Source organism: Vibrio sp. SCSIO 43136, assembly GCF_023716565.1.
GTDB lineage: Bacteria > Pseudomonadota > Gammaproteobacteria > Enterobacterales > Vibrionaceae > Vibrio.
Genome location: NZ_CP071848.1, coordinates 474,518 through 495,907 on the forward strand (window position 1 = coordinate 474,518; position 21,390 = coordinate 495,907).

Annotated in this window: 16 protein-coding genes; 7 read left to right on the top strand and 9 right to left on the bottom strand. The window is 47.5% G+C overall.

The annotated features are described in order from the left end of the window. The first annotated feature begins 6 nt into the window (after positions 1-6). The 5 genes from trmD (at position 7) to carB (ending at position 7,050) form a co-directional block, all read left to right on the top strand. Positions 7-750 (top strand): tRNA (guanosine(37)-N1)-methyltransferase TrmD, encoded by a 744-nt coding sequence (trmD, locus tag J4N39_RS02415; RefSeq protein WP_252021584.1) that lies wholly within the window; start codon positions 7-9, stop codon positions 748-750. Between the two features lie 41 nt (positions 751-791). Further along, a complete protein-coding gene (rplS, locus tag J4N39_RS02420; protein ID WP_252021585.1) occupies positions 792-1,145 on the top strand; it encodes a 50S ribosomal protein L19 in 354 nt (117 codons plus the stop codon). A gap of 208 nt (positions 1,146-1,353) precedes the next feature. Further along, on the top strand, positions 1,354-2,163 hold the full coding sequence (gene dapB, locus J4N39_RS02425; RefSeq protein ID WP_252021587.1) for a 4-hydroxy-tetrahydrodipicolinate reductase: 810 nt from the start codon (positions 1,354-1,356) through the stop codon (positions 2,161-2,163). A 500-nt stretch (positions 2,164-2,663) separates the two neighbouring features. Next, positions 2,664-3,803 carry a glutamine-hydrolyzing carbamoyl-phosphate synthase small subunit gene (carA, locus tag J4N39_RS02430; RefSeq protein ID WP_252021589.1) on the top strand — a complete coding sequence of 380 codons (1,140 nt, stop codon included), beginning with the start codon at positions 2,664-2,666 and terminating at the stop codon, positions 3,801-3,803. Positions 3,804-3,819: 16 nt separating this feature from the next. Continuing rightward, a complete protein-coding gene (carB, locus tag J4N39_RS02435) occupies positions 3,820-7,050 on the top strand; it encodes a carbamoyl-phosphate synthase large subunit (protein ID WP_252021591.1) in 3,231 nt (1,076 codons plus the stop codon). Positions 7,051-7,328: 278 nt separating this feature from the next. Here the strand turns inward: carB and J4N39_RS02440 are convergent, their stop codons facing one another. After that, positions 7,329-7,676, bottom strand: coding sequence for a hypothetical protein (locus tag J4N39_RS02440; RefSeq protein WP_252021593.1), 348 nt, complete (start codon positions 7,674-7,676; stop codon positions 7,329-7,331). A gap of 196 nt (positions 7,677-7,872) precedes the next feature. Between J4N39_RS02440 and J4N39_RS02445 the strand changes: the two genes are divergently transcribed. Together J4N39_RS02445 and J4N39_RS02450 are read left to right on the top strand one after the other, a co-directional pair. After that, entirely contained in the window at positions 7,873-9,960 is a 2,088-nt protein-coding gene (locus tag J4N39_RS02445) for a TonB-dependent siderophore receptor (RefSeq protein WP_252021595.1), read from the top strand. Between the two features lie 125 nt (positions 9,961-10,085). Continuing rightward, positions 10,086-10,847: a TSUP family transporter gene (locus tag J4N39_RS02450; RefSeq protein WP_252021597.1), complete on the top strand. Its 762-nt coding sequence runs from the start codon at positions 10,086-10,088 to the stop codon at positions 10,845-10,847. On the opposite strand, the gene J4N39_RS02455 is transcribed toward J4N39_RS02450, so the two are convergent. The 8 genes from J4N39_RS02455 to gltB all read right to left on the bottom strand — a co-directional run bounded on the left by J4N39_RS02455 (position 10,848) and on the right by gltB (position 21,236). After that, positions 10,848-11,411, bottom strand: coding sequence for a flavodoxin family protein (locus J4N39_RS02455; RefSeq protein ID WP_252023588.1), 564 nt, complete (start codon positions 11,409-11,411; stop codon positions 10,848-10,850). Between the two features lie 125 nt (positions 11,412-11,536). Next, entirely contained in the window at positions 11,537-12,154 is a 618-nt protein-coding gene (locus J4N39_RS02460) for a TRIC cation channel family protein (protein ID WP_252021598.1), read from the bottom strand. Between the two features lie 100 nt (positions 12,155-12,254). After that, positions 12,255-13,079: a vitamin B12 ABC transporter substrate-binding protein BtuF gene (gene btuF, locus J4N39_RS02465; RefSeq protein ID WP_252021600.1), complete on the bottom strand. Its 825-nt coding sequence runs from the start codon at positions 13,077-13,079 to the stop codon at positions 12,255-12,257. Between the two features lie 2 nt (positions 13,080-13,081). Next, complete coding sequence (locus J4N39_RS02470) at positions 13,082-14,035, bottom strand: cobalamin biosynthesis family protein (protein ID WP_252021602.1); 954 nt, start codon at positions 14,033-14,035, stop codon at positions 13,082-13,084. A gap of 12 nt (positions 14,036-14,047) precedes the next feature. After that, positions 14,048-14,743: a 5'-methylthioadenosine/S-adenosylhomocysteine nucleosidase gene (mtnN, locus tag J4N39_RS02475; protein ID WP_252021604.1), complete on the bottom strand. Its 696-nt coding sequence runs from the start codon at positions 14,741-14,743 to the stop codon at positions 14,048-14,050. 61 nt (positions 14,744-14,804) lie between these two features. Further along, the gene (locus J4N39_RS02480; RefSeq protein WP_252021606.1) at positions 14,805-15,233 is read right to left on the bottom strand and encodes a DUF1499 domain-containing protein; all 429 of its coding nucleotides are present in this window, start codon (positions 15,231-15,233) and stop codon (positions 14,805-14,807) included. Between the two features lie 114 nt (positions 15,234-15,347). Next, positions 15,348-16,760 (bottom strand): glutamate synthase small subunit GltD family protein, encoded by a 1,413-nt coding sequence (locus tag J4N39_RS02485; protein ID WP_252021608.1) that lies wholly within the window; start codon positions 16,758-16,760, stop codon positions 15,348-15,350. Between the two features lie 12 nt (positions 16,761-16,772). Beyond that, positions 16,773-21,236 (bottom strand): glutamate synthase large subunit, encoded by a 4,464-nt coding sequence (gltB, locus tag J4N39_RS02490; RefSeq protein ID WP_252021610.1) that lies wholly within the window; start codon positions 21,234-21,236, stop codon positions 16,773-16,775. Positions 21,237-21,390 lie beyond the last annotated feature (154 nt).

The window sequence follows — 21,390 nt, forward strand, 5'->3', positions numbered from 1 at the left end:
AGCAACATGTGGGTTGGCGTAATTAGCCTATTTCCTGAAATGTTCCGCAGCGTTACTGATTATGGAGTAACAGGTCAAGCGGTAAAAAGTGGTCTTTTATCAATAGAGACATGGAATCCTCGCGATTTCACTCATGATAAACATCGCACTGTCGATGACAGACCCTACGGTGGTGGTCCTGGCATGTTGATGATGGTACAGCCTTTGCGCGATGCCATTGATGCAGCCAAGCAAGCAGCACCGGGAAAGACGAAAGTAATCTATCTATCGCCTCAAGGTCGTAAACTTGACCAGAAAGGGGTTGAAGAGCTCGCTACCAATGAGAACCTGCTTCTTATTTGTGGCCGCTACGAAGGGGTAGATGAGCGTATCATCCAGTCACAAGTAGACGAAGAATGGTCTATTGGTGATTTCGTGATGACAGGCGGTGAAATTCCAGCCATGACGCTAATCGATTCAGTCTCTCGGTTTGTTCCGGGTGTTCTGGGAGATTTTGCGTCAGCAGAAGAAGATTCTTTTGCTAATGGCCTTTTGGATTGCCCGCACTATACGCGCCCTGAGGTACTTGATGGTGAGACTGTTCCGGCAGTGCTTAAATCAGGTAACCATAAGGAAATTCGTCGCTGGCGACTTAAGCAGTCGCTGGGCCGAACTTGGCTTAGAAGACCAGAGCTCCTGGAAAACCTAGCTCTGACTGACGAACAGGAACAATTACTGGCCGAGTTCATTAGAGAACATCGAGCAAAGTAACCTATTTAATTTAGTATCAGTTTATTCTAGGAATTTAGAAAATGAGTAACATCATCAAAGCTCTTGAAAACGAGCAAATGAAACAAGACCTACCTAACTTCGCACCTGGTGACACAGTTGTTGTTCAAGTTAAGGTAAAAGAAGGTGACCGTGAGCGTCTACAGGCATTCGAAGGCGTTGTAATCGCTATTCGTAACCGTGGTCTTCACTCTGCATTTACCGTTCGTAAGATCTCTAACGGTGAAGGTGTTGAGCGTACGTTCCAAACTCACTCTCCAATGGTTGATAGCATCGAAGTTAAACGCCGTGGTGCAGTACGTCGTGCCAAGTTGTACTACCTACGTGAGCGTTCTGGTAAAGCAGCTCGTATCAAAGAGAAGCTTGCTAAGAAGTAATGCTATAACTAGCGTTCTCATACGAAAAAAGGGCTCCCATCTGGGAGCCCTTTTTTTGTCCGCAGGATTAAGGTCATGCCATCCAGAATTGGATATAAGTATTAATACTTTGGGGATCAAAAAAAATGCGATCTTGCACTAAATATATGGAATCTTTGTGGTAATTACGTTACATTGATCACACCTTTCATCACGGAGAACGAACGCAATGGTAAAAATTGCGATTGCAGGAGCAGCAGGCCGCATGGGCCGTAATCTCGTTAAGGCAACTCAGAGCAACCCTCAAGCACAACTCGGTGCAGCATCAGAAAGACCAGAATCTTCTCTTATCGGCGTAGACGCAGGTGAGCTAGCAGGTGAAGGCAAACTTTCTGTCGCTTTAGTGGATGATTTTGCCAAAGTCGTTGAAGAGTTTGATGTACTGATCGACTTTACCGCCCCAGTAAGTACCCTAGCGAATATCGAACTATGTAAGAAGCATGGTAAGAAAATCGTGATTGGGACCACGGGTTTTTCTGAAGAAGAAAAAGCGTACATTGATCAAGCGGCACAAGAGATGCCAATCGTGATGGCACCTAACTATAGTGTGGGTGTGAACCTAGTGTTCAAACTGCTAGAAAAAGCAGCAAAAGTGATGGGCGATTACACCGATATCGAAATCGTTGAAGCGCACCATCGCCACAAAGTCGATGCACCATCGGGCACTGCCATTGGAATGGGTGAGGCAATTGCTAAAGCCATGGGTAATGAACTCAACGATGTTGCCGTTTATGCTCGAGAAGGTATTACCGGTGAGCGAACTAAAGATGAGATCGGTTTTGCTACCATCCGTGCCGGTGACATCGTCGGTGAGCATACAGCCATGTTCGCAGACATCGGTGAACGTGTAGAAATCACTCATAAAGCGACCGATCGCATGACGTTTGCTAACGGTGCGGTAAAAGCGGGTGTTTGGCTTGTTGATAAGCCAGCAGGTTTTTATACCATGACGGAAGTACTTGGCTTAGACGTCTTGTAATCGTCACTTAAAAATTGATTTAGATAATTATGCGTCGACTGGTTCGGCGCATTTTTGTATCTGCAATTGTTTGATGAATTTTTAGACGCCTAAAAATCAAGTGAAAACGACTATTTTGTTGTGTTTTTTATTGGTTTTGGTTGGAAATGTGAGGAATAACCTCAAAAGTAACGCTTTTGTCGAGTTGCTGAACGTTTGCGTAAATGTTGCGATTGAAAATGGTTGATGGATATCGCTGATTCGAGGTTTGAGGGATAAAACCCATGAATAATTGCGCTTAAGCATAGGTTAAGTTCTGTTTTTGCAGCTTTTAACTCAAAAGCTGTGTAATGGGGAACAAATACTAAATTTATTTTATTGAGAATGTTGACACTGGTCACAGCGATCACTATCATACCGCCAATTTGTCTGAAGTCCTCGAAAGCAACATATTTATGCTGAAAGGATGGAAGAATTGCAATATAATTCAATTTTAATGCATCTTTATTCTGGAGGTTGTCTTGAGTAAATCAGCACTGTTAGTCCTAGAAGATGGGACAGTGTTCCACGGCGTATCCATTGGCGCAGATGGTTCAGCTGTTGGCGAAGTAGTTTTCAATACCTCGATGACGGGTTATCAAGAAATTCTTACTGATCCTTCTTATTCCCAGCAAATTGTTACTCTTACTTATCCTCATATTGGCAACACCGGTGCAAATACCGAAGATGAAGAATCATCGGCAATCCACGCACAAGGCCTAGTAATCCGCGATCTTCCTCTTATTGCTTCTAACTTCCGAAGCGAGCAATCACTTTCTGATTACCTTAAATCTCAAAACATCGTTGGTATCGCTGATATCGACACCCGCAAGCTGACTCGTCTGCTTGGTGAGAAAGGTGCTCAGAACGGTTGTATCGTTGCAGGTGATAACCTAGACGAAGCACTAGCACTTGCGAAAGCAAAAGAATTCCCTGGCCTAAAAGGAATGGATCTTGCGAAAGAGGTTACAACAAAAGAAGCGTATCAATGGAAACAAGGTTCGTGGACGCTTACGGGTGGACTTCCTGAAGCGAAAGCAGACAGCGAATTGCCATTCCACGTTGTTGCCTACGACTTCGGAGCAAAACGCAACATCCTGCGCATGCTTGTTGACCGCGGCTGCCGCCTAACGGTTGTTCCTGCTGAAACTTCTGCTGAAGAAGTACTAGCAATGAACCCAGATGGTGTCTTCCTATCTAACGGCCCTGGCGATCCAGAACCATGTACGTACGCTATCGAAGCAACTAAGACTTTCCTTGAGAAAGGTCTGCCAATCTTTGGTATCTGTCTTGGTCACCAAATCCTAGCGCTAGCGTCTGGCGCACAAACTGTGAAGATGAAGTTCGGTCACCATGGTGCAAACCACCCGGTGAAAGACCTGGATCGTAACGTAGTGATGATCACTTCTCAGAACCACGGTTTTGCGGCTGACGAAGCAACACTTCCAGAAAACCTACGTGCAACGCACAAGTCTCTGTTCGACGGTACGCTACAAGGTATCCACCGTACAGATAAGCCAGCATTTAGCTTCCAGGGTCACCCTGAAGCAAGCCCTGGTCCACACGATGCAGCACCTCTGTTCGATCACTTCATCGAACTTATTAAAGAACACAAAGCGTAATTCGGAGTAGATAAGAATGCCAAAACGTACTGACTTAAAAAGTATTCTGATTCTTGGTGCAGGCCCGATTGTTATCGGTCAGGCATGTGAGTTTGACTACTCTGGTGCACAAGCTTGTAAAGCGCTACGTGAAGAAGGTTACCGAGTCATCCTAGTGAACTCGAACCCTGCAACTATCATGACTGACCCAGACATGGCGGATGCAACTTACATCGAACCTATCCAGTGGGAAGTGGTTCGTAACATCATCGAAAAAGAGCGTCCATGTGCGGTACTACCGACCATGGGTGGTCAGACAGCACTTAACTGTGCACTCGATCTTGAGAAGCACGGCGTACTAGCAGAGTTCGGCGTTGAAATGATCGGTGCTACAGCAGACGCTATCGACAAAGCAGAAGACCGTTCACGCTTCGATAAAGCGATGAAGTCTATCGGCCTTGAATGTCCACGTGCTGACACTGCGAAAACAATGGAAGAAGCATACGCTGTACTAGATATGGTTGGCTTCCCATGTATCATCCGTCCTTCGTTCACCATGGGTGGTACGGGCGGTGGTATCGCATACAACAAAGAAGAGTTCGAAGAGATCTGTCGTCGTGGTCTGGATCTGTCTCCAACTAACGAACTTCTAATCGATGAATCTCTGATCGGTTGGAAAGAGTACGAGATGGAAGTAGTTCGCGACAAAGCGGACAACTGTATCATCGTATGTTCTATCGAAAACTTCGACCCAATGGGCATCCACACTGGTGACTCAATCACAGTTGCACCAGCGCAGACCCTAACAGACAAAGAATACCAGCTAATGCGTAACGCATCGCTAGCAGTACTACGTGAAATCGGCGTAGAGACTGGTGGCTCGAACGTACAGTTTGGTATCAACCCGAAAGATGGCCGTATGGTTATCATCGAGATGAACCCACGTGTATCTCGCTCTTCGGCGCTAGCATCTAAAGCGACTGGTTTCCCGATCGCTAAAATCGCAGCAAAACTGGCTGTAGGTTTCACTCTAGATGAGCTGCAGAACGACATCACTGGCGGTAAGACTCCAGCATCTTTCGAACCAACTATCGACTACGTTGTTACTAAGATCCCTCGCTTCAACTTTGAGAAGTTTGCAGGTGCTAACGACCGTCTAACGACTCAGATGAAGTCAGTTGGTGAGGTAATGGCAATCGGTCGTAACCAACAAGAATCTCTACAAAAAGCGCTACGTGGCCTAGAAGTTGGCGCAAACGGCTTTGACGAGATGGTTGACCTAGATTCTCCAGACGCACTATCTAAGATCCGTCACGAGCTAAAAGAGACTGGTGCAGAGCGTATCTGGTACATCGCAGATGCATTCCGTGCGGGTCTATCAGTAGATGGCGTATTTAACCTGACGCAAATCGACCGCTGGTTCCTAGTTCAAATCGAAGAGATTGTGAAACTAGAGCAAGAAGTGAAAGCGGGTGGTTTTGCAGGTCTAACTAAAGACGTTCTGCGCAAGATGAAGCGTAAGGGCTTCTCTGATGCTCGCCTATCAAGCATTCTTGGTGTAGCAGAAAGCGAAATCCGTCGCCTACGTGACACTCACGACATCCACCCAGTTTACAAGCGTGTGGATACTTGTGCGGCAGAATTCTCTTCTGACACAGCATACATGTACTCATCTTACGATGAAGAGTGTGAAGCGAACCCAACGGACAAAGACAAGATCATGGTTCTTGGCGGCGGTCCAAACCGTATCGGCCAGGGCATCGAATTTGACTACTGTTGTGTACACGCATCTCTAGCACTACGTGAAGATGGCTACGAAACTATCATGGTTAACTGTAACCCTGAGACTGTTTCTACCGACTACGACACATCAGATCGTCTGTACTTCGAACCAGTAACTCTGGAAGACGTACTAGCAATCGCACGTGTTGAGAAGCCAAAAGGCGTTATCGTTCAGTACGGTGGTCAGACTCCACTGAAACTTGCTCGTGCTCTTGAAGCAGCTGGCGTGCCAATCATCGGTACTAGCCCAGATGCAATCGACCGTGCAGAAGACCGTGAGCGCTTCCAAGTCGCTGTTGACCGCCTAGGTCTGCTACAGCCAGACAACGCAACGGTAACGACGCTTGAGCAAGCAGTTGAGAAATCACGTGAGATCGGCTTCCCACTAGTTGTACGTCCTTCGTACGTACTAGGTGGTCGTGCGATGGAAATCGTATACGACGAGCAAGACCTACGTCGCTACTTCAACGAAGCAGTAAGCGTATCAAACGAGTCTCCAGTACTTCTTGATAGCTTCCTAGATGACGCAGTAGAAGTTGACGTTGATGCTATCTGTGATGGCGAGCGTGTTGTAATCGGCGGTATCATGGAGCACATCGAGCAAGCGGGCGTTCACTCAGGTGACTCTGCATGTTCACTTCCGGCTTACACTCTAAGCCAGGAAATCCAAGATGTAATGCGTGAGCAAGTTGAGAAGCTAGCGTTTGAGCTAGGTGTACGTGGTCTAATGAACACCCAGTTTGCTGTGAAGAACAACAAGGTTTACCTAATCGAAGTAAACCCACGTGCTGCACGTACGGTTCCTTTCGTATCGAAAGCAACAGGTGCACCACTTGCGAAAATCGCTGCACGTGTAATGGCGGGCCAATCTCTAGAGTCACAAGGCTTCACTAAAGAGATCATCCCACCTTACTACTCAGTGAAAGAAGTAGTTCTACCATTCAACAAGTTCCCTGGCGTTGACCCACTATTGGGCCCAGAAATGCGCTCTACAGGTGAAGTGATGGGTGTTGGTGCGACCTTTGCTGAAGCATACGCTAAAGCAGAACTTGGTTGTGGCAACGTCTACCCAGAAGGTGGCCGTGCGCTACTATCTGTTCGTGAAGGTGACAAGCAGCGTGTTGTAGACCTAGCATCTAAGCTTACTAAGCTTGGCTACCAGCTAGACGCAACGCACGGTACAGCAGTTATCCTAGGCGAAGCGGGTATCAACCCACGTCTAGTAAACAAGGTACACGAAGGCCGTCCTCACATTCTTGACCGTATCAAGAACAATGAGTACACCTACATCGTGAACACTGCAGCTGGCCGTCAAGCGATTGAAGACTCTAAAGTACTTCGTCGTGGTGCTCTAGCAGAGAAGGTGAACTACACCACTACGCTAAACGCAGCATTCGCAACAGCAATGGCTCACACAGCTGACGCAAAAGCGACAGTAACGTCAGTACAAGAACTACACGCTAAAGTGAAAGCTGACCAAGCATAATAATCAGTAAGCCCTAGAGGCTTATTTGACAACCTCATTGCCCGCTCATTCGAGCGGGCTTTTTTATGTTTGGTAATCGGTAATCGGTAATCGGTAATCGGTGAAAAGGTGCCTCTATGCTAAGGCTGCTAAGGTGCATGGGAATGAGTTGACATGATATTACGATAGGTGAAATCTTCCCGCTTCCCGCTTCCCGCTTCCCGCTTCCCGCTTCCCGCTTCCCGCTTCCCGCTTCCCGTTTCCCGTTTCCCGTTTCCCGTTTCCCGTTTCCCGCTCAATCAACCCTTATTTTTAGACTTACAGTTACAAGGAATGTAAATGTCAGCACCCTCTACTCGGTACTCTGGCTTGCCTTCTACACCGCTAAGGATCACTTGGTAATCACCTTTAGGGCGATCAAATTCAAACTCAAAGTATTTGTTTACTTCACCTTGTACGTATACCTCACCACTAGGTGAAATGACGCTTACCATCGCTCCTTTTGTTGAAACACTGTCATCAAAATACGCTTCACACAATACGTTGCGTTTGTTGGTACCAGCACAGTGAAATGGAGAGGTGTTAGCAGCTTGCGCCGTCGTTGCACAGATAAGCAGGGAAGCGGCAATCAGCGTTAGTTTGTTCATAGGACTCTTCTTTTTGTCGATATATAGCAGTGGTAAATAACTATCTCTCGGAGGATAAAACAAACTTCTGTCAAGTTTGTAAATGAGCATAATTATCAATTTCAATTGTAGTTTGATTTTAAACCTTGTGCTATAAATGCGCCAGAAATTTGTTATTAAAAATTATTCTCATTTAATAGATGGTGGAAAATCACCCATGAAACTAAAAACTTCAGTGGTTCTTGTTGCTGCGGCACTTTCTACAGGCGCATTTGCAGATGGCCAGCAAGAAGAAAAAATGCAAGTGGTTGGTAAGCAAAGCGGTTACCAAGCAGAAAACGTTTCTTCAATGAAGGTAGAGGCTACTCAACTAGAGACTCCAGGATCGATCTCTGTATTTGATGAGTCGCTGATGGAAGAGCAAGGCGCTCAAACTCTGGGTGATGTACTTAAGAACGATGCAAGTATATCGGCTGGTAATACTCGCCGTAATCGTGAGCGTTTCATCATGCGTGGCTTTGAGTTAGAACCCGATCAGAGCTATTTGCGTAATGGTCAGTTCCACCTAGCTAACTACATGTTGCCTATAGAGCTGTACGAGCGTGTTGAGGTACTTAAAGGTCCGTCATCGCTACTGTATGGCAAGTCGACACCGGGTGGCATGATCAACTTCGTCACTAAACGTGCGAAGTCTGACTTTCACGTCAACCTTCATCAAGAATTTGGAGCGCACAATCACCTTAAGAGCATGATGGACATCGGTGGTGCTCTAAATGATGATGAAACGGTTCGTGCGCGTTTGATTGCTTCTAAGTCGACACAAGAAAGCTACCGTCGTCACAAAGATGGCTCCCCATTAGAAAGTGAGCGCCTAGTCGGTGGTGTTATTGTCGAGGCTGACCTTGGCGATAGAGGTCTAGTAAGTTTCATCTATGACCGCACGCAAGACAATGGGCACGTTGATATGGGCTCGGCGTTCATTGACGGCAAATTGGTAGGCACTAAAGATTTCGTTTGGGATATGCCTTGGGCTAAGCGTGAAAGTGATGTTGAGAATATTGGCCTGACCGTGGATTACGCACTCACCCATCAATGGGCGGTGAGTACTGGGCTAAATCGACAAAACACTACACGTCGTACTATCGAAAGCAACTGGGGTAAGATCTTTAACGAAAGTTCTTCGAACCCTATTTATAATCCAACCACACGTACCTGGCGTGTGATGGCTCAAGATACCTACGAGACCTTTAAAGCTGACACTGCCTTTTTAGACTTTAAAGGCGATCTATCTCTTGCGGGTATGCAGCATCAGGTATTAGTGGGTGCAAGCTATGTCGATTACAGCACGGTCAAGCAGCAACATCGCCTTGGTAAGATTGGAGACCTTAGTATCGATGATAATAAGGTTATCAATAAGCCGAGCGATCTCGACTACCGTAACGGCAAAGCAAATGAGTTCGAGCGTGAAACGCTAGGTCTTTACGTGCAAGATTATGTCGAGGTTAACGATCAGTGGAGTGTTCTCGCAGGGGTTCGTTTCGATCAAGAAAAAACCTCTAACTCAAACAGCAACAACGTACTGCCTAAAGCAGCGGTTATTTATTCGCCGTCATACGATTCTTCAGTGTACCTAACTTATTCTCAAAGCTTTGAACCAAAGGACCCAGTTGCTCCTAAGTATGAGAATGCTGGGCAAGAGCTTGATGCCGAGCGAGGGGAGTTATTTGAACTTGGTGCCAAGAAAGAATACTTTGATGGTCAAATGTTAGTTACTGCGGCTTTGTTCAATATTGAAAAAAATAACAAGGTTGTAGAGCACGATGGTACGGGCAGCAAGAAGGTTATCAAGCAAGATGGCTCGGTTCGCCACCGTGGTTTGGAGCTGTCAGTCGATGGCCAATTAACAGATAAACTTTCTTTGCAGTCTAATCTGATGCTTTTGGATGCTCGCTACATTGAAACTCCAAATGCTAAGCTTGCTGGTAAACGCGCAAAAGATGCACCTAAGGTTGCTGCGGGTGTTTGGGCCAACTACCAAATTAATGACATGAATAATGTTCATATTGGAGCTCGCTACGAAGGTCAGAAGTTCGGAGACCCGTATGAGAAGTTCAACAAACCTGCATATACACTCGTCGATCTCGGTTATACCCACCGCATCCCTATGAGCAATAAACTTGATGGTGCCGTGCGTGTTAACGTGAGTAACCTGTTCAACCAAGAGTATCTACGTGGTGGCTGTGGGCACAACGCTATTTACGGTGATGGGCGTACTGTTAAAGCAACATTCCAGCTCAACTGGTAATGACGAGTAAGGACTTAGCGAGCCGTTGAGTCCTTGTTAACTCTCTATAGCCAATAACTTTTCTCTGTTTTATCGCTATTTAAACTGTTAGGCTGCCAAGCTGAATAACAACAGGTTGAATATCGATGGAACTGACGTTTGAGTTATTGGCTATTTTATTTTTGGTTGCGGGTGCTGCCGGTTTTATCGATGCGATGGCGGGTGGTGGTGGCTTACTCACTCTACCAGCCTTGCTTGCGTCTGGGATGACGCCAACCCAAGCCCTTGCCACCAACAAACTGCAAAGCTCGTTTGGTAGTTTTTCGGCAAGTTACTATTTCGTCCGAAATGGTTTGGTCGACCTTAAGCAGATGCGAACCTCGATCGTATGTACTTTTATTGGCGCTGTGGTTGGTGCGGAGGCCGTTCAATACATTGATGCGAGTGTGCTCACAAGTTTAATTCCGCTATTACTGATTGCTATTTCACTCTATTTTTTGCTGGCACCAAAGACCCAAGCACAATCAGGAAAAGCCAAGCTTTCCGAGGCGATGTTTGCACTGAGTGTCGGCGGTGGAGTGGGTTTCTATGATGGCTTTTTTGGCCCAGGAACCGGGTCAATTTTCACGGTGTGTTTTGTAGTGCTCGGTGGGTTGTCGCTAGTAGATGCCACCGCAAAAACCAAGGTTCTTAACTTCACTTCAAATATTGCCGCACTACTGTTTTTTGCTCTCGCAGGATTACCCGTGTGGGAGGTTGGGTTAGTGATGGCTGTGGGCGGTTTTATTGGCGCTCGATTTGGCGCTAAAGTGGTGATCTCTAAAGGTCAAAAATGGATTCGCCCTTTAGTCATTGTTATGTCGATGGCGATGGCGACCAAGCTGCTTTGGCAGCAACATTTTGCCTGATTACTTTTGGCAAAGCTGTGCAACTCGATGCCCCAAATAGCGAGCGGTTGCAAGATCATTTGGATCAGCTTCTCCGGTTTGTATAAAGTGAGCGGTAAGGCCAATATTACTGCCAAGGCGGTTTAAGCCTAGGGAGTCGAAGTGCTTAGAGGTATTAAGGCCTGCCCATACCATACCGTGCTGACAAGCCAAGACAAAAAAGCCGAGCAAGGTCTGTTCTTGTTCACCATTGATGCTACCACCGCAAGTAAAGCCGGCGGCGATTTTCCCGTCCCACTCTCGATTGACGTAACTGTTGCTGCTTTCATCCATAAAGGCTTTAAATTGTGCGGCAGCGCTACCCATGTAAGTCGGTGAGCCAAAGATGATGCCATCTACCTGTTTTAATTGTTCAAAAACTTGCTCGTTCTCGTAGCGGCCTTCGACAATGTCTTTTGGGTCGATGCGAATAAGCACAGGGCTTGCCTCTTCACATTGTGAGATGCCTTCAGCGACTTGCAGAGCCAGCTGGTGACAGCTTCCAGCCTTACTAAAATAGATAACAGCAACCTTAGCCATAACGATATCCTTATTTGATGTTATGCAGCTAATGTAATAAACAAAAACGACATAGTAAAGAAAACTCTTTACTATGTCGTTATGGGCAAAAATAAAGCGCTCTGGGAGCGCTTTATTTATCGAGTTGTCGTTTACTTTAGAGCAAAGGTTGGCAAAGACAAGTGCCAACGAATCGCTGCCAGTCGAATGCTTAGGGTAGTAAAAATACCGGCAAGTAGGGCGGTTGAGCTATCAAACTCAAAGAATAGTGCGCCAGTATGAACTAAGCCACCTGCAAGACACGCCGTGGCGTAAACTTCGCTACGCAGTACCATAGGAATTTCACGTGCCAGTACATCACGGATAATGCCGCCGCCACAACCCGAGCTGATCCCCATCAGGATAGCAACGAGTGCTGAGTCTTGGTAAGAGAGCGCTTTATCCACACCGATGCCAACAAATACCGCCAAACCGATCGCATCACAAACAGGTAGAACATACCAAGGAATACGCTTTGGTCTGCGTACAAATAGCATGGTCAGCACGGATGCGCCGATAATCGTCCATAGGTACAGGGTGTCAGTCATCCAGAAAACTGGGGTTGCACCAAGCGCCATATCTCGGAAGGTACCACCGCCAACCGCCGTTACTGCGGCTAGGATGAACACACCAAATGGGTCCATTTTTAAACGGCCAGCCAATAATACGCCAGAGATGGCAAAAATCGCTGTGCCAAACAAGTCTAGAAGATATAAAAGAGTGTCATCCATTCGGATAGGTCCTCAATTTGGTGATGAGTTGTACAGTGCGAGCGCATCATACTCGAAATTCATCGCCGCTCAAGGTGTTTTATATCAAATTAACGTCAAACTATTGGGATTTACTTAATCGGGCTTGTTCGAAGTAGTCACATACTTCTTCAATGGCTTTCAACGTACGTAACGTTGGTCTGTTGATCCAGCTGGCGTTAAGTGACCAAAGTTGTGCATCCGCAACCGCAGGGATCTGCGGCCAGTCAGACCAAGTGTTGAGGTGCGCCATGCCATGGCGAGAAAAAAATATCACTTCTGGGGCTGCGAGTATTACTTGTTCCTTTCCAACTTGTGGGTAAGATGCGGCAGCATTTTCAAATACGTTCTCGCCACCACAAACCTTAAACACATCACTTGGCCAAGCGCCTTTTGCCACGGTCATGATTGGACTGGAGTTGAGCTGGTAGAAAAATCGTACCGGTTTATCGACTTGGTATTTCTGCTTTAACGCGGCCAAGCTATCTCGAAAGTCTTGGGCAGCTTGCATACCTTGTTTCGGGTTTTCGCTGTATTGGCTAAGCCTTTCTATATTGGATGCGATCTGTTCCAGTGAGCCTGTTTCAGTGTACTCAATATTGAAGCCTAACTGTTCAAGCTTTGCGATTTCTTTGCTTGGGTTGCCATTTTTCCACACGACGATTAAATCAGGTTTAAGGGCAATAATTCGCTCAAGTTTAATGCCTTGATAGTTGGCGACTCGTTCGATGTGATTGGCTTGCTCAGGGTAGTCACTACGCTCACTTACACCTACCAAATACTTGCCGAGCCCTGCGGTGAACGCAAGCTCAGTTGCGTGTGGACTCAAGCTGATGACTCGTTTGGCAACGTCAGCATGGGTAGAAGCTGACATCAGTATTAGCCCCAAAATAATGGCTCGAAACATGATTAAAATCCTTGATATACAGCGGCCATAATAAGGCTTTGTAACAACAGCCAGACACAGGCACGCCAAGCCATTAAGTGTTGAATTTGAGCTAAATGGAAGGCGGCAGGTGCAATTCGGCCGCCAATTTTTGGCCGGACACTTTTGATGGTGTTGTAAATAGCAGGACCGCCCAATGACAGTGCGAATTTATTACCGACAGCGGCAATCAGCCAGCCCGGTCCCGGCGTTGGCCAGCTTTTCCCCTGTTCACGCATCATGCTTAACGTACGAGCAGTGTTGCCACCAATAGCGATGAATAGAGCGAACAGTCGCAGAGGAAGATAGTCGAGCATTGCTTGAACTCGAACGACGGGCAGGCCAAATGGTTGGTAGTCTTTACGACTTGGGGACCAAACACGAGCAAGCTCAGCATTGAGGCGATATAACAGCGCACCTTGAGCGCCTAAAAGTCCATACCAAAACAAAACACCAATGACGTTGCGCGAAAAGCCTATCAACAAAGTCTCAGCCCCGGCTTTGCCTAGCCCAAGTTGAGACAGTGGTGCTGTTTCTCGGTTTAAGAAGGGTTCCAATGCTTGTCTTGCTTTGGCTTTGTTCTCCTGACTCAAGTAGCGAATCAGCTTTTTGCCCAGTATTTCATTGTTTCGCCAACCGAGTGCAATCAGCAGTAGGGCTAAATCAAATAACTGAGGTTGCCAAACCAGAGGTTTTAGCGCCCATAGCAGTAACCAAGTAGGAAAAATCATTAGCAGCCATGCCATACCCCCAGAGACGATACTCTGTTGGTAACTATGGTTGCTATTAACTTTGTCGGACAATATCAAGGCGAAACTTCGCCATAAGCGAACAGGGTGCGCTTGATAAGGTATCGGTAAGATATAGTGAAATACCAATGCGCCCCACATAACCAGTAGGGCGCCATTGGCATAAAAATGAGTTAATGGTTCAGGCATTACCATCCAAAGTTAGTTCAGTTGTGCCGCCATCTTAATGATCATTTCAGATGAACTCTTTGCAGCAAGTGGCAAGAACTCATCAAAGCTCATAGGTGACTCTTTGTCTGCAACATCAGAGATTGCACGAACAACCACAAATGGCACGTTAAACTGATGACAAGTTTGCGCAATCGCTGCTGCTTCCATTTCCACTGCAATAACTGACGGGAAATGAGTACGGATAAACTCTTTGCTTTCTTGGCTACAAACAAACTCGTCGCCAGTACAAATCAAGCCACGAACAGCGTGCATATCTTCCATCTGCTCAAGTGCAGTTTGCGCTATTTGCATCAGTTTTTCATCAGATGCAAAAGCTGCTGGTTGGCCTGCCATCTGACCAATTTCGTAACCAAATGCACGTACGTCTGCATCGTGGTAGCGAACTTCGGTAGAGATAACGACATCACCTAGGTTTAGTGAGCTGTCAAAACCACCTGCAGAGCCGGTGTTAACCACCATGTCAGGTTTATATAACTCAAGCATTAGGCCTGTGCCTACCGCAGCGGCTACTTTACCAATGCCCGATTGAAGCAATACCACTTCAAGGCCATTAAGCTGGCCAGTGTAGAAGGTGCTGCTACCACGGCGCTCTTCAGTACAGTTTTCCAGCGCTGCTTTTAGGATCGCAACTTCTTGTTCCATTGCACCAATAATGCCAAGTTTCATAACGTTTCTCTGTTAAGTCATTTAATTGTTGGGGCAAATTCTATCACGGCTTATTTGCCCGTCATAGCACAAGCCCAGCTTCCAGTAATTTCTCACGCAATGCTTCTGCGCGCTCTCGGTTCACATCAAAGTCGTAGTGACCTAAGCGAGACTCTGAGCGTAAAACGAGTTGGCCATCTTGAATACCAAGCTCCATATCATCAACAAAGCGCATGATCTTGGTGGTGTATTCAATTCGAAGGTAGTTGTCCGATTTTGCTGCTGTTTTTGCATTTGGCAGCGTCAGGGCGACGGCTTCAATTTGGTCTAGCGTGACGCCGTCGGCAAGGTTAAATGGCGCAAGGTTAAAATCTTCGCGGCTGTCGAGGGTTGAAACGCAACGTGGTCGGTCATCGCACATTTCCGTACTGCGCTCAGTAGTTGGTGGGGACCCAGTGCAACCCGCAAGCAGCAGGATTGTGCCCGGAAGCAGTAGAAATGAGTAACGCATAGTAATTTCCTATAATTGTTGGTGGCGTATAAAAGGAAGTGAAAAAGGCTCCCCCCTTTCTAAGTGGTTAGCTTTGGGGGAGAGCTCTTTGATACTCGCTTTTAAGTTGCAAAATCAAATATCTAAGTAATCCAATATTCCTTCAGCTGCCTTGCGACCTTCATCGATTGCTGTCACTACCAAGTCAGATCCTCGAACCGCATCGCCTCCAGCAAAGATTTTCTCGTTACTGGTCTGGAAGGCGTATTCGCTTTGTGCAGGCGCCTTGATACGACCCCATTGGTCTAGATCAACGTTATAGGGTTCAAGCCATTCCATGGCATGGGGCTGGAAACCGAATGCCATGATCACCGCATCTGCCGCTAAGGTGTGCTCACTGCCTTCAATAGGCTGTGGGCGACGGCGCCCCGCATCATCTGGCTCCCCGAGCTCAGTTTTAACCACTCTGACACCCGTGACCGCACCACTAGCCCCGACTTCGATACCTAATGGCTGAAGGTTAAACATAAACTTCACGCCTTCTTCCTTGGCGTTTTTTACTTCACGGCGAGAACCTGGCATGTTGGCCTCATCTCTGCGGTAGGCACAAATAACATTGCTTGCTTGTTGGCGTACTGAAGTGCGAACACAGTCCATTGCCGTATCGCCACCACCTAGAACCACCACCTTCTTGCCTTTCATATCAAGGAAAGGTTCATCATGAGCGAGTCCCATCACTTTGTAGGTATTGGAGATCAAAAATGGCAGGGCATCGTAAACGCCTTGAGCCTCTTCATTTTCAAGCCCAGCTCGCATGTTTTTGTAGGTACCGACACCGAGGAAGATAGCATCATAGTCATCGACCAATTCTTGCATTGAGATGTCTTTACCCACCTCAACATTAAGACGAAATTCGATGCCCATCTCGCTAAAGATTCGACGGCGATTCTCCATCACTCCTTTCTCTAATTTGAAGGAGGGGATACCAAAGGTGAGTAGGCCACCAATCTCAGGATAACGGTCAAAGACGACAGGTTTGACACCATTGCGAACTAAGATATCAGCGGCAGCGAGGCCAGCCGGACCTGCACCGATAATAGCGACCTTTTTATCTGTCCATTCGACCTGAGACATGTCTGGCTTCCAGCCCATCTCAAAGGCTTTGTCGGTAATGTATTTTTCAACGTTACCTATGGTGACGGCGCCAAAGTCATCATTTAGGGTACAGGAACCTTCACACAGTCGGTCTTGCGGACAGACTCGCCCACACACTTCTGGCAGAGAATTAGTCTGGTGAGAAAGCTCTACTGCTTCTATGATTCGCCCTTCATTGGCCAGCTTTAGCCATTGAGGTATGTAGTTGTGGACTGGACACTTCCATTCACAATAAGGATTGCCACAGTCTAAGCATCGGTCGGATTGAGCTTGTGCTTGTTGTTTGGTAAAGGGTTCGTAGATTTCCACAAACTCTATTTTGCGTATCTTGAGTGGCTTTTTGGCCGGGTCGACACGCTGCACGTCAATAAATTGATAAACGTTCTGGCTCATAATGCGCTCCTTCTACTGTGCCTGAACGCGCAGCTCTGCAGCGCTGCGACTTTGATGACCAAGCAGAGTATTTAAGTCTGCCGCTTTTGGCTTGATTAAGAAGAACTTCGGAATCCATTGGTCGAAGTCTGCCAAAATCTGTTCTGCATGGCTCGATTGAGTATGCTCTAGGTGCTCAGCAATCATGCCTCTTAGATGCTCTTGATGGATTGGCAGGCTTGCCAAGGACACTGTCTCTACAGACTCTTGGTTAACACGCCCGGCAAAGTCTTGTTTCTCATCGAGCACGTAAGCAAAGCCGCCCGTCATGCCCGCACCAAAGTTCACACCAGTTGCACCGAGTATGGCAACGACCCCACCCGTCATGTACTCACAGGCGTTATCACCAGCACCTTCAATGACTGAAATAGCACCAGAGTTACGCACGGCGAAACGCTCGCCCGCAGTACCAGCGGCAAACAGTTTTCCGCCCGTAGCACCATACAAACAAGTGTTACCAATAATAGTCGCTTGGTTGCATTTAAACGCCGTGCCCACGTGGGGGTGGATGTTGATAAGCCCGCCTGCCATGCCTTTACCCACGTAGTCGTTGGCATCGCCTGTGAGGTGCAGCTCGATACCACCCGCATTCCAAACACCGAAGGATTGACCCGCAGTACCATTGAGATGCAGCTTGATAGGAGACCCTGCGACACCGCCATTGCCGAAGCGCTTGGCAACCTCACCGGAGAGTCTTGCACCGATTGAGCGGTCTGTGTTCCTTACATCATAATAAAGGCTCAGTGTGTGCTGTTTTTCTATTGCTTCAATGGCATCATCCAAAATGGTTTGGTTGAGCTCTGCCTTGTCAAATGGGGCATTCGGTGAGGTCCAGTACAGCGGATGGCCTAATGGTGACACGGGCTGCTGCAAAATGGCCGACAAGTCGAGCTTGGTCTGTTTAGCGGTTAAACCTGGAAGCGCTTCGAGTAAGTCGGTGCGACCAATCAAGTCTGTGAGTTTTTCCACACCTAACTGAGCAAGCAGTTCACGAACTTCTTCAGCCAATCCGGTAAAGTAGTTGACGACCATTTCGGGTAGGCCTTTAAAGTAGTCGCGTCGCAGCGTTTCATCTTGGGTTGCAACACCAGTTGCGCAGTTATTGAGGTGACAAATTCTTAAGAATTTACATCCCATTGCTACCATTGGCGCCGTACCAAATCCAAAGCTTTCTGCACCCAAAATAGCGCCTTTCACGACATCTAATCCGGTTTTTAACCCGCCATCCACTTGGAGGCGAATTTTATGGCGCAGTCCGTTGGCGACCAAGGCTTGCTGGGTTTCGGCAAGCCCAAGCTCCCATGGGCTACCTGCGTATTTCACCGAAGTTAGCGGACTGGCCGCTGTCCCGCCATCGTAACCCGAGATGGTGATGAGGTCGGCGTATGCTTTAGCCACCCCTGTTGCGATGGTGCCAACGCCTGGTTCTGAAACCAGTTTGACTGATACTAAGGCTTGTGGGTTAACCTGTTTTAAATCGAAGATCAGCTGCGCAAGGTCTTCAATCGAGTAGATGTCATGGTGAGGTGGTGGGGAAATCAAAGTGACCCCTTGCACTGAATGACGCAATTTAGCGATCTCTGCAGTGACTTTGTGTCCTGGCAGCTGTCCGCCTTCACCTGGTTTTGCACCTTGAGCGACTTTGATTTGCAGCACGTCTGCATTCGTTAAGTAGTGAGGCGTAACGCCAAATCGTCCAGAGGCCACTTGCTTAATGCGGGAGTTACGCTCAGTGCCAAAGCGGCGTGGGTCTTCCCCTCCCTCGCCGGAGTTCGAGTATCCCCCTAAACGGTTCATCGCCGTCGCTAAAGCTTCGTGCGCTTCTGGGCTTAACGCACCAATTGACATGGCTGCCGAATCAAAGCGTTTGAATAGATCGCTGGTGGGCTCAATCTTTTCGAGTGGCAGTGGTTTTTTCGCAGTTTTTAGCCCCATCAAGTCACGTAGCATGGCAGCAGGGCGCTGATTGACCTGTTTGGCATAGCTTTGATAGTCCTGAGAATCTCCCGATTTCACTGCGGTTTGTAGTTTACTAACCACGTCAGGGTTATAGGCATGAAACTCGCCTTGATGTACGTATTTGAGTAAGCCACCGTGATCGATTGGCTTGCGCTTTGCCCAAGCCTTGCGTGATAAGTTATGTAGATCCTGTTCAAAGTCGCTAAATGCAGCGCCTTGAATACGGGTCGCAACCCCTTTAAAGCAAAGGTCGACAACATCGCTATGAAGGCCAACCGCTTCAAACAGTTGTGAGCAGCGATAAGAGGCGATGGTAGAAATTCCCATCTTAGACATGATCTTGTACAGACCTTTATCGATACCATTGCGGTAGTTGATCATCACCTCTCGATAGCTCTTATCGAGCGTGCCATCGTCGATCATTTTACCGAGCACTTCATAGCTCAGGTATGGGTAAACGGCGGTAGCACCGAAACCAAGCAACACCGCAAACTGGTGTGGATCTCGGGCACATGCCGTTTCGACAATGATGTTGGCATCACAGCGCAGGTTTTTCACCACCAAACGATTTTGCACAGCGCCCACTGCCATGGCGGCAGGGATCGGCAACTTGCCTTTTTCAATCTCTCGGTCGGACAATATCAGCAGCACTGTACCTTGTTCGACAGCATCTTCAGCTTCATCACATAATCGTTCAATCGCTTGTTCTAGCGAATTCAACATTGGATCATAATTGACGTCTAGTTGGGTCGCTTGATAGTGATCATCGTCCAGATCTAATAGCTGGTTCATGTCCGAATAAAGCAGCACCGGGGAGTCAAATGTGACGCGGTGAGCATGACCATCAGTTTCACAAAATACATTCATCTCTTGACCAATACTGGTCGCCAGAGACATGACGTGTTTTTCACGCAATGGGTCTATTGGTGGGTTGGTGACTTGAGCAAATTTTTGGCGGAAATAGTCGCTGACTAAACGCTCACGAGAAGAGAGCACCGCCATCGGGGTATCATCGCCCATAGAGCCGACGGCTTCTTGGCCCATATCGGCCATAACTCGCATCACTTGGTCGACTTCTTCATTGCTCATTGCAAATTGTTTCTGGTAGACCTTGAGCTTAAGATCATCAAAGCTACGGCTGCCGACGTGCTCGTCATCCAGCTCTGAAAATGGCGTCAGGCGTTGGACATTATTTTGCATCCACTCTTGGTAGGGGTGGCGCTGCTTGAGATCGTTATCAATCTCATCCGATAGCCACAATTTGCCTTCTTGAGTGTCGACAACCAAAAGCTCACCGGGGCCAACTCGCCCTTTGTCCGCAACTTCATCAGGGGCGTAATCCCAAATCCCCACCTCTGATGCCAAGGTGATCAGTTTATCTTTGGTGATCACATAGCGCGCTGGGCGCAGGCCATTTCTATCGAGGTTACAAGCAGCGTAGCGGCCATCAGAAAGTACAATGCCCGCAGGACCATCCCACGGCTCCATGTGTTTAGAGTTAAAGTCGTAGAAAGCACGCAGATCACTGTCCATGTCGGGGTGGTTTTGCCACGCAGGTGGCACCAACATTCTCATTGCTCGGAAGATATCCATACCGCCGGATAAAAATAGATCCAGCATGTTATCTAGGCTAGAGGAGTCCGAACCACTCTCATTAACAAAAGGTGCGGCAGTTTGAAGGTCTGGCAGCAGGGGAGATGCGAACTTATAGCTTCGCGCTTGTGCCCACTGGCGGTTACCTTCAATGGTGTTAATTTCCCCGTTGTGTGCCAAGTATCTAAATGGTTGAGCCAGAGGCCAACGTGGCTGAGTATTGGTGGAGAATCGCTGGTGGAATAGACAGATCGCTGACTCCATTCGAAGATCGGCAAGATCCAGATAGAATCGAGGCAGATCAGCAGGCATACATAAGCCTTTGTAAACGATCACCTGAGTGGACAAGCTACAGACATAGAACTCTTTGTCTTCGGTGAGCTGCTTTTCAATTCGACGCCGGGCGATGTACAAGCGGCGTTCAATATCTTGCTCACGCCAGCCCGCTGGTGCTGAGATGAATACTTGTTCAATTGTTGGTAAGGAGTCTGCGGCGATCGGGCCGAGCACTTCTGAGTTAGTTGGTACTTCTCGCCAACCGACAACCGTCAGCGTTTCTTGCGCCAATTCTTGATTGATGATCTGTTTGGCTGCTGCGGCTTTAGCGTTATCTGGGCTTAAGAAAATCATACCCACTGCGTATTGTTTGGCTAGGTTCCAACCTTGTTCTTGGGCGATGAGACGGAAATAGCTGTCCGGCTTTTGAAGTAGTAGACCACAACCATCGCCTGTTTTACCGTCGGCAGCGATGCCTCCACGGTGGGTCATGCGATCGAGTGCGGAAATTGCAGTACGAACCAACTTGTGACTTGGTTGCCCTTCCATATGAGCGATTAAACCAAAACCACAGTTATCCTTTTCGAGGAGTGGATCATAAAGCGCCATAGCAATTCTCCCTTTGCTTGCAGCGATGCTGCGAATGACTGACTAATCCACGGCGAGGTGGTAACACCAACCCATCACAGGCGTTGAGCTTTCCAATGATGGCACTGGCATTGCGCCGAAAATTTAATTTAATTCAATATGTTGTACGTTTTTA

Excerpts from the sequence above, each read along its gene's own strand:
- trmD (WP_252021584.1), top strand. The coding sequence starts at position 7 with ATGTGGGTTGGCGTAATTAGCCTATTTCCTGAAATGTTCCGCAGCGTT.
- rplS (WP_252021585.1), top strand. The coding sequence starts at position 792 with ATGAGTAACATCATCAAAGCTCTTGAAAACGAGCAAATGAAACAAGAC.
- dapB (WP_252021587.1), top strand. The coding sequence starts at position 1,354 with ATGGTAAAAATTGCGATTGCAGGAGCAGCAGGCCGCATGGGCCGTAAT.
- carB (WP_252021591.1), top strand. The coding sequence starts at position 3,820 with ATGCCAAAACGTACTGACTTAAAAAGTATTCTGATTCTTGGTGCAGGC.
- J4N39_RS02440 (WP_252021593.1), bottom strand. The coding sequence starts at position 7,676 with ATGAACAAACTAACGCTGATTGCCGCTTCCCTGCTTATCTGTGCAACG.
- J4N39_RS02445 (WP_252021595.1), top strand. The coding sequence starts at position 7,873 with ATGAAACTAAAAACTTCAGTGGTTCTTGTTGCTGCGGCACTTTCTACA.
- J4N39_RS02450 (WP_252021597.1), top strand. The coding sequence starts at position 10,086 with ATGGAACTGACGTTTGAGTTATTGGCTATTTTATTTTTGGTTGCGGGT.
- J4N39_RS02460 (WP_252021598.1), bottom strand. The coding sequence starts at position 12,154 with ATGGATGACACTCTTTTATATCTTCTAGACTTGTTTGGCACAGCGATT.
- btuF (WP_252021600.1), bottom strand. The coding sequence starts at position 13,079 with ATGTTTCGAGCCATTATTTTGGGGCTAATACTGATGTCAGCTTCTACC.
- J4N39_RS02470 (WP_252021602.1), bottom strand. The coding sequence starts at position 14,035 with ATGCCTGAACCATTAACTCATTTTTATGCCAATGGCGCCCTACTGGTT.
- mtnN (WP_252021604.1), bottom strand. The coding sequence starts at position 14,743 with ATGAAACTTGGCATTATTGGTGCAATGGAACAAGAAGTTGCGATCCTA.
- J4N39_RS02480 (WP_252021606.1), bottom strand. The coding sequence starts at position 15,233 with ATGCGTTACTCATTTCTACTGCTTCCGGGCACAATCCTGCTGCTTGCG.
- J4N39_RS02485 (WP_252021608.1), bottom strand. The coding sequence starts at position 16,760 with ATGAGCCAGAACGTTTATCAATTTATTGACGTGCAGCGTGTCGACCCG.
- gltB (WP_252021610.1), bottom strand. The coding sequence starts at position 21,236 with ATGGCGCTTTATGATCCACTCCTCGAAAAGGATAACTGTGGTTTTGGT.